7 protein-coding genes are annotated in these 6,671 nt (G+C 59.0%); 4 read left to right on the plus strand and 3 right to left on the minus strand.

Annotated features, from left to right (window positions below; genetic code table 11):
• Together QZR30_RS27755 and QZR30_RS27760 are read left to right on the plus strand one after the other, a co-directional pair.
• On the plus strand, nucleotides 1–1,408 hold a 1,408-nt coding region (locus QZR30_RS27755; protein ID WP_311904773.1), incomplete at its 5' end, for an RHS repeat-associated core domain-containing protein.
• Nucleotides 1,405–1,791, plus strand: coding sequence for a hypothetical protein (locus QZR30_RS27760; RefSeq protein WP_056846100.1), 387 nt, complete (start codon nucleotides 1,405–1,407; stop codon nucleotides 1,789–1,791). The genes QZR30_RS27755 and QZR30_RS27760, both read left to right, overlap by 4 nt.
• 52 nt (nucleotides 1,792–1,843) lie before the next feature.
• On the opposite strand, the gene hemB is transcribed toward QZR30_RS27760, so the two are convergent.
• The 3 genes from hemB to QZR30_RS27775 form a co-directional block, all read right to left on the minus strand.
• Complete coding sequence (gene hemB / locus QZR30_RS27765) at nucleotides 1,844–2,818, minus strand: porphobilinogen synthase (RefSeq protein WP_049709018.1); 975 nt, start codon at nucleotides 2,816–2,818, stop codon at nucleotides 1,844–1,846.
• Nucleotides 2,819–2,935: 117 nt separating this feature from the next.
• Nucleotides 2,936–3,778, minus strand: coding sequence for a PhzF family phenazine biosynthesis protein (locus tag QZR30_RS27770; protein WP_311904774.1), 843 nt, complete (start codon nucleotides 3,776–3,778; stop codon nucleotides 2,936–2,938).
• 3 nt (nucleotides 3,779–3,781) lie between these two features.
• Complete coding sequence (locus QZR30_RS27775) at nucleotides 3,782–4,480, minus strand: glutathione S-transferase N-terminal domain-containing protein (protein WP_046071970.1); 699 nt, start codon at nucleotides 4,478–4,480, stop codon at nucleotides 3,782–3,784.
• A 251-nt stretch (nucleotides 4,481–4,731) separates the two neighbouring features.
• On the opposite strand from QZR30_RS27775, the gene QZR30_RS27780 reads away from it, so the two are divergent.
• Both QZR30_RS27780 and QZR30_RS27785 read left to right on the plus strand, forming a co-directional pair.
• Nucleotides 4,732–5,433, plus strand: a complete 702-nt coding sequence (locus QZR30_RS27780) for a hypothetical protein (RefSeq protein WP_046071969.1) — start codon at nucleotides 4,732–4,734, stop codon at nucleotides 5,431–5,433.
• Between the two features lie 58 nt (nucleotides 5,434–5,491).
• Complete coding sequence (locus QZR30_RS27785) at nucleotides 5,492–6,547, plus strand: permease (RefSeq protein ID WP_311904775.1); 1,056 nt, start codon at nucleotides 5,492–5,494, stop codon at nucleotides 6,545–6,547.
• The last annotated feature ends 124 nt before the right edge of the window (nucleotides 6,548–6,671 follow it).

Consider the following 6,671-nt stretch of genomic DNA (forward strand, 5'->3'; position numbering starts at 1 on the left):
TCTGCACGCCCACGCCATCACCCAACAACAAAACCACCGCTACCAGCGCCAGTACGACTACGACAAATCCGGCAACCTCACCCGCCTGCTCGACACGCGCAAAGGCGAACACCGCTACCACTACGACCCCCTCGCCCGCCTGACCCGCGCCGCCCACTCCCAAGACGTGCAGGAGCGCTTCGCCCACAACCCAGCGGGCAACCTGCTCATGCAAGACCGCCCCGGCCCGGACATCGTCGCGGCGAACCGACTGGTGATCCAGGGCGACCGCCACTACGACTACGACGCCTTCGGCAACCTCATCCGCGAACGACGCGGCAAGGGCCATCAGCTCGTCACTGAATACCGCTACGACTGCCAGCACCGGCTGATCAGCGTGACGAAGCCCAATGGCGAAACCGCCAGTTATCGCTATGACCCGTTTGGGCGGCGTATCAGCAAGACCGTAGATGGCAAGACCACCGAGTTTTTCTGGCAAGGCGACAAGCTGATTGCCGAGCACCATGCGGATTGTCATCGCAGCTACATCTACGAACCGAACAGCTTTCGTCCACTGGCGCTACTGGAAGGCTTCGGGCCACAAGCCACAACGCCCTACCACTACCAACTCGACCACCTCGGCACACCGCAGGAACTCACCACGCACGAAGGCGAAATCGTCTGGTCCGCCCACTACCGCGCCTACGGCCAGATCGCCCGACTCGACGTAGGCAAGATCGACAATCCACTGCGTTTCCAAGGGCAGTATTTCGATCAGGAAAGCGGGCTGCACTACAACCGCCATCGCTACTACAATCCGGATATTGGTCGCTACCTGACGCCGGATCCGGTGAAGTTGGCGGGTGGGGTCAATGCCTACCGATACGTGCCCAATCCAACAGGGTGGGTGGATCCGCTAGGCTTAAGTAGGTGTCCAGGCGCGGAGGAATGTAAGCCGCATCAAAATACGGAAACCTCTCAAGAACAGGCAAAGGTGAATGAGGGGGCTCCTTCGCTGCCTGGCGCAGATAAAAAAAGAGAATATCTATATCGCGGAGATTTAAGAGAACCCGATGAAATCTTTGAAAATGGATTTGAAAGTAGAGGAGCAAGCACAGACATTTTCCTACACACGTTGAATAATGCCAGCCCTCCTAGCAATTTCGTCCCCACTTCGATCTCAAGGAGACAAGCGTTGGAGTTCGCTTCAAATTTTGGCTTCGAAGAAGGCTTTCTTTACACATTGAGAAAAATCCCTGGAATAGACGTAAACAAGGAGTTGGGCATGCGTTCCAAACATAAGAATGAATTAGAAATAGCAATTCCAGGACGAATAGATACGAAGGATATTTTAGGTGCATCCCCAGTCAATGAAGACGGCACCTTCAAGGGATACACGATATTGAACCCTAATAGGAAATACCCATGAAATCACGTGAAATCACTATCATCAAAAATGGTATACGTGACAGTGCTGTGATCGAATACGAAGGAGGCAAGCCCACCCTTTATCTTTTGCTACGTAATGGGACAAAAAAAACCTATACAGCAATGGATCTGTACGATTGCTTCGGTGTATTGAGAGCGGATATGAAAGATACAGTCTTTCTGTGCAAAGGCGCAAAAATCAACGTCCACACGTCAGGTATGTCTTCACATATGTCGAATGGACTTATTGCTTACGAGCTGGCAATGGGGCAACCAGACGGGGAAGTTGTGCATATATTCGCTCACGAGGAAAACGACCTCACCAACGATATACAAGAGCAGCATGATTTCTGCCAGCGCTGGGCTGAATCGGTGCAGACTTAACGAATTCCCCTGCGACAAATAAACTCCTTTGCCACAGGGTAAAACGCCGCCCTTAAATCCCCGCCAACGCCAAATCCATCGCAAAATACGTAAAGATCAAATCCGCCCCCGCCCGCTTGATCGACCCCAAGGTCTCGCGCACCACCCGGTCCTCATCAATTGCCCCGGCCTGTGCGCCAAATTTGATCATCGCGTACTCACCGCTCACCTGATACGCCGCCACTGGCAGGCGTGAAGCCTCGCGGATGTCGCGGATGATGTCGAGGTAGGCACCGGCTGGCTTGACCATCAGTGCGTCGGCACCTTCCTGTTCGTCGAGCAGCGATTCGCGCACGGCTTCGCGGCGGTTCATCGGGTTCATCTGGTAGCTTTTGCGGTCACCCTTGAGGGCGCTGCCGCCCGCTTCGCGGAACGGGCCGTAAAGGGCCGAGGCGAATTTGGTCGAGTAGGCCATGATCGGGATGTGGGTGAAACCGGCGTCATCGAGGGCGCGGCGGATGGCCTGGACCTGGCCGTCCATGGCGGCGGACGGAGCGATCACGTCGGCGCCGGCGCGGGCAGCGGCCACGGCTTGTTTGCCGAGGTTGACCAGGGTTGCGTCGTTGTCGACATGGGCACCGTGCATCACGCCGCAATGGCCATGGTCGGTGTATTCGCAGAAGCAGGTGTCGGACATCACAATCATTTCCGGCACTGCGTCCTTGATGATCGAGGACATGCGCGAAACCAGGCCGCGCTCTTTCCAGGTATCGCTGCCGTTGGCGTCGAGGTGGTGGGATACGCCGAAGGTCATCACCGACTTGATGCCGGCACGGGCGTAACGCTCGATCTCGCCGGCCAGTTTCTTCTCCGGGATACGCAGCACGCCCGGCATGCTGGTGATCGGCACGAAGTCGTCGATTTCTTCTTCGACGAAAATCGGCAACACCAAATCGTTAAGGGTGAATTCGCTTTCCTGGAACAAGCCACGCAGCTCCGGGGAACGGCGCAGGCGGCGTGGGCGGGCTTGGGGGAACTGACTGGTCATGGCTTTCCTGAAAAAATGGCTGAAATCTTTGGGGCCAAAGCTTATGCCCCCAAGTCCCGGCAACACAAATGCCAAGGGACCAATAGTGTATTGCCAGGCACGTAACAATTCATTGATCTAGAGCTGTAGTCGCCCTGCGATGCACACTGCCACGGCGCCACCTACCCAAACTTCATCCCCCTGGCGCTCGATGTGAATACACCCCGCCCGCCCCATGGCCGTGCCTTGGCTGACCACGTAGCGGTTGGGCGCCAGGCCCTCGGCCAACAGCCATTGCGCCACACCGGCATTCAGGCTGCCGGTGGCCGGGTCTTCAGGGGCGCCGTCGCCGGCGACAAAGGCACGCACTTCAAAGTGTGCGTCTATTGCGTCACGTGCCGGGTCACAGGGGGCGATCACTCCCACGGCGAGATCTTGCAGTTGCGAATAGTCAGGTCGCAGGCCCAGCACCGCCTCACGATCAGCCAGCATCACCGCCAGCCAACCCGCCCCATTGTCGACCCACTGGCTGCGCACAATGGCCTCGGGCGCCAGGCCCAAGGCCAGCCGCACGCGCTCCAGTAACGGCGCCTCCAATGGCCCGGCACGCAACAACGGCGGTGCGATAAATGCCAACTCGTTACCTTGGCGGCGGATACGCACCAAGCCGATTTCGCACTCTTGGATAATCTCTTCCCCACGCGGCACGCCACCGGCCTGCAGCCACGCGTAACAACTGCCCAACGTGGGATGCCCGGCGAATGGCAGCTCCTTGAGGGTGGTGAAGATTCTTACCCGGTAATCGGCCCGCGGATCGCGAGGCGTCAGTAAAAACGTGGTTTCGCTGAGGTTGGTCCAATTGGCGAAGTCGGCCATTTGCTGGTCGGTAAGGCTGTCGGCGCCGAGCACCACGGCAAGCGGGTTGCCCTTGAGAGGCACTTCGCTGAAGACGTCCAGTTGTTTGAAATCGAAAGTCTGCATGCGTCAGCTCGGAATGTTCAGGCCACGGATCACCGCCGGACGTGCAACAAAGCCGTCCAGCGCGCGCAGTACGTTAGGGAAATCGGCAATGCCCACCAGGTCGCCGGACTCATAAAAGCCGATCAGGTTGCGGATCCAGGGGAAGGTGGCGATGTCGGCGATGCTGTAGTCGTCACCCATGATCCAGGTGCGGCCCAACAGGCGTTTTTCCAATACTTGCAGCAAGCGCCGGGATTCGGCGGCGTAGCGGTCCCGCGGGCGCTTGTCTTCATAAGCCTTGCCGGCGAACTTGTTGAAGAAGCCTAGCTGGCCAAACATCGGGCCGATCCCGCCCATCTGGAACATCAACCATTGCAGGGTTTCATAGCGGGTGGCCGGGTCTTCGGAGAGCAACTGGCTGGTTTTTTCCGCCAGGTAGATCAGGATCGCACCAGACTCGAACAACGCCAGCGGCTGCCCACCCGGGCCATTGGGGTCGATGATCGCGGGGATCTTGTTGTTGGGGTTCAGGGACAGGAACTCGGGGGACAGCTGGTCGTGGGTGTCGAAACTGACCTTGTGCGCCTCATAGGGCAGGCCCAGTTCTTCGAGCATGATCGACACCTTGACGCCGTTGGGCGTGGGTAACGAATACAGCTGCAAACGTTCCGGATGCTGGGCGGGCCATTTACTGTTGATCGGGAAAGCGGCAAGTGCATTCATTGAAGAACCCCTGGACGGAAAAGCCTCATGATAGTCATCCACCCGTTGTCGTGCATGGGTCATCGTTGCGCAACATTCCCCGGTTAGCATCCCGAGTGGCGAACCAAAGCGCCTGAATGCACTCTTAAGTGCGCCCGAAGGGTGAACGGAGGCACCTTGCTATATCGACAGGGAACACCGCAGGACGCTTGAAGCGTCGCTGGGGCCGGGCTTGTCCGCCTTAATCCGACGCATGAAGACTCGAACCTATAATGAAGATCAAGCCTCTGCGCCTCGTGCAACGACTCAAACGTTATTCATACATGATGTTACCGCTGCTGCTGGTCAGCGCGGCCATCGTCACCGTCCTCGATGCCCGTGAAAGCCGTGCGCAACCCGTGGACGGCGTGCAAACCCTGGTATTCCTGCGCCACGGCGAAAAACCGGCCGGCGGTCTGGGCCAGCTCAATTGCCAGGGCCTGAACCGCGCCATGAACCTGGCCACGGTGCTGCCGGAAAAATTCGGCAAGGCCAACTACGTGTTTGCGGCCAACCCGACGCGCAATGTCGAGGAAGGCGAGCTGGATAATTCCTATAGCTACATTCGCCCGCTGATGACCATCAGCCCCAGCGCCATCAAGCTCGGCCTGCCGGTGAATATCAAGTTTTCGGCAAATGACACCAGCGCCCTCGCCGACGAACTGGTCGAAGACAAGTATCACAACGCGACGATCTATACCGCCTGGTCCCACGGTTACCTGCCGGAACTGATCAACAAGGTCGCCAGCGAAGCCGTCGGCGAAAAGCACACCATCACCGAAGACTGGTCCGGCAATGACTATGACTCGCTGTACGTGCTGACACTGACCTGGCACAACGGCAAGGCCTCGCTGCTCAGCCGCAACTATAAGCAGGGGCTGAACAACGGCGAGGAAAGCTGTCCGGATCCGACCCAGGTCAGTGCAGATATCTGAAGCTTGGGCCGCAGGGGCGTATGATGCCCGGCTATTGACTCACCTGCGGATTCTCTCCATGTCCAACCTCGCTTCCACCCAGCCCCGCCGGGGCTGGTCGTTCTGGTGGAAACCAGCGCTGTTTCTCCTGGTGGCCTGCATCGGCCTCTACTACGTGAAATGGTCGCCCTACTACCTCAAGGCGTTTGTAGCAGCCGACAACCACAGCATCGGCGCCTCGATCCTCAATGACCAGCAAAGCTCGCCCCTGGCGGCGGCGCTGGCCTATGCCCAGGTGTATTTCCTGGCGATCTGGAAAGCCGCGGTGCTGGCAGTGATCCTCGGTTCGTTGCTGCAAGTGCTGATCCCCCGAGACTGGCTGCTGCGCCTGTTCGGCCGTGCCGGCCTGGGCTCGACCCTGCGCGGCGGGTTGTTTGCCCTGCCGGGGATGATGTGCAGTTGCTGTGCAGCCCCGGTGGCGGCAGGCATGCGGCGCCAGCAAGTGTCGGTCGGCGCGGCGCTGGCGTTCTGGATTGCCAACCCGGTGTTGAACCCGGCCACCCTGGTGTTCATGGGCTTTGTATTGGGCTGGGACTTCACCGCGCTGCGGCTGGTGGCGGGGATTGTGCTGGTGGTCGGGGTAGCCCTGGTGGCGCAACGTATTGCGCGCCCGGAGCAGATACCGGAGGCGGCACTGGAAGCCGTCGCCGAAGTCAGTACCGTGGAATCGCAACCGTTCCTGGTGCGCTGGCTGCGCACCCTATGGCAGTTGTTCTGGAGCACCATCCCGGTGTACATCCTGGCGGTGCTGATCCTCGGCGCGGCACGGGTGTGGCTGTTCCCCCACGTGGACGGGGCGATGACCGACAGCCTGGTATGGCTGGTGCCGCTGGCGATTGTCGGCACACTGTTCGTGATTCCGACGGCGGCAGAGATCCCTATCGTACAAACCATGATGACGCTGGGCATGGGCACCGGCCCGGCCGTGGCGTTGCTGATGACCCTGCCAAGCGTGAGCCTGCCGTCGCTGTTGATGCTGCGCAAGGATTTCGATGCGCGGGTGCTGGTGACGGTGGCCGGGTTGACCATGCTGGTGGGGGTGGTGTGCGGGTTGATTGGGGCGGTGATTCTTTAGGGATGCGCTAAGGCTGAGGGCCCTGTTGGGGCATGGGTATCCACACAACTCTGACGTAGCGACCGTCAGTAACCACGATGCGAAGCGAGCCGCTCTTGATCTTGATCTTGATCTGCTTCTGATC

The sequence above is a fragment of the Pseudomonas sp. rhizo25 genome, assembly GCF_031931935.1.
GTDB lineage: Bacteria > Pseudomonadota > Gammaproteobacteria > Pseudomonadales > Pseudomonadaceae > Aquipseudomonas > Aquipseudomonas synxantha.

Excerpts from the sequence above, each read along its gene's own strand:
- QZR30_RS27760 (WP_056846100.1), top strand. The coding sequence starts at position 1,405 with ATGAAATCACGTGAAATCACTATCATCAAAAATGGTATACGTGACAGT.
- hemB (WP_049709018.1), bottom strand. The coding sequence starts at position 2,818 with ATGACCAGTCAGTTCCCCCAAGCCCGCCCACGCCGCCTGCGCCGTTCC.
- QZR30_RS27770 (WP_311904774.1), bottom strand. The coding sequence starts at position 3,778 with ATGCAGACTTTCGATTTCAAACAACTGGACGTCTTCAGCGAAGTGCCT.
- QZR30_RS27775 (WP_046071970.1), bottom strand. The coding sequence starts at position 4,480 with ATGAATGCACTTGCCGCTTTCCCGATCAACAGTAAATGGCCCGCCCAG.
- QZR30_RS27780 (WP_046071969.1), top strand. The coding sequence starts at position 4,732 with ATGAAGATCAAGCCTCTGCGCCTCGTGCAACGACTCAAACGTTATTCA.
- QZR30_RS27785 (WP_311904775.1), top strand. The coding sequence starts at position 5,492 with ATGTCCAACCTCGCTTCCACCCAGCCCCGCCGGGGCTGGTCGTTCTGG.